Consider the following 1,578-nt stretch of genomic DNA (forward strand, 5'->3'; position numbering starts at 1 on the left):
GGTGCACTTGAGACAAGTGCACCCCCTGAAAGCACCCCCTGAAAGATTACTTCACGAGCACCTTCTTAACCTTGCCGTCAGCAGAGCGAACAATGTTCAGACCCTTCTGGAGCTTAGACAGCTTAACGCCGTCAACAGTGAAGAGTGTTGCTGCACCCTCTGCCACTGTTGTAGCGTTGATGCCTGTTTCTGGAGCTTTCTCACCGAATACCAAGTTAGCCTCATTACCCATGATGCTGATGTTAAACTTAAATTTGAGCTTCTCAATAGCATCCTTAGTCTCGTTGAGCTTGCATGTGCCCTCGAAACCTGTAAACGCGGTCTTGGTGCCTTCAGCAAGTTTGAACACGAAACCATAAGCAGGGTTCACGTTAGACCATGTACCCTCGGTATCAGTAGTGGTAAGTGTGAGCACGTGTGTATCTGCGTCCTCAGCAACGGTTATATTCTCGATAGTATAGTCGCCAAAGATGGTTGAGCCAGCCTCAAGAGTCTTCCACACGAGCTTATACTTACCTTCTTCATACTGCACGAAGTCAACAGTCTTTGCGTCGTAGTTGGTTGTTGTACCATTGTACACAGCGTTAGCAACGTCAGTTTTAGAGAGAGTAACTGGTGAGAATGGCTCTGCCTTTTCGGTTACGAGTTCTACTGACTTATAGGTAGCGTAACCAGGAGTGCCGCAGCCTGCACCGAAGTAGAGTTGATTATCACCCTCGCCGTAGAGGTTTGGCATTTCAGCAGCTGGGAACACAAGTTCACCATCTATGCTGATACCTGTCTTGTCCATAACTACGGTTACGGTAGAAGGATCGGTAACTTCCTTATAGTGGCTTGTTGCGCTTGCATCACCCTGGTAGCGATACTGAACAGCGAACTTCTGATGATAGAGTTCCATTGCTGTGCCTGTCCATACTTGTGCGTTCTTTGTATAGAAGAGGTGCACTGTGCTTCCACCATTGGTCTGTTCCCAGTTTGCAACGTCTGTTTTGTTGTTAGAAACAGAGAAAACACGCTCGTTCTCTGTGCCACTACAAGTGGTCATATCCAAAACTGCTACAAGTTTTTGGGTATCCCAGTTCACTGTAACAGCCTTTGGAGAGAGGACTTTACCTGCAAGGGCATAGTTATCCTCTACAATTTTCTCGCTGGTGGTCTCAGCAAACGCAGTTGCTGTCATCACCAACATTGCGATAAGAGATAAAATTTTCTTCATAAGAAATCTGTTTTGTTAGTTGTTAAATGTTAGTTATTTAATTGTATTGCTTTCAATACGTATAGGATATACGCTATTTACGCACGGTTTTGTTTCAAATCTATTGATTATAAGCTATATAAATCTTCGACTGCAAAGTTAAAAATAAAATTTGTGTGACGCAAATTATTTATAGTCTTTGTTGGTATTTAGGAGGGTATGGCATCCCTGCCATACCCACGCGGCCCTCTTGCTTATCCTCCCACAGAAGCCACAGAACTCGCAGAAGTTTCTGGCGGAGAAGAGCCTCCCACAGATGCACACGGATGAGCACAGATTAGGAGTTCCAGCGGGTGGCGTGGGTATGGCAGGATGCCATACCC

The 1,578-nt window shown here is 45.6% G+C and carries 1 protein-coding gene; it reads right to left on the reverse strand.

Annotated features, from left to right (window positions below):
* Nucleotides 1–46: 46 nt before the first annotated feature.
* Complete coding sequence (locus HMPREF0673_RS06350; RefSeq protein WP_007899638.1) at nucleotides 47–1,216, reverse strand: hypothetical protein; 1,170 nt, start codon at nucleotides 1,214–1,216, stop codon at nucleotides 47–49.
* Between the last annotated feature and the right edge of the window lie 362 nt (nucleotides 1,217–1,578).

The sequence above is a fragment of the Leyella stercorea DSM 18206 genome (genome assembly GCF_000235885.1).
In the GTDB taxonomy this organism is placed as follows: domain Bacteria; phylum Bacteroidota; class Bacteroidia; order Bacteroidales; family Bacteroidaceae; genus Prevotella; species Prevotella stercorea.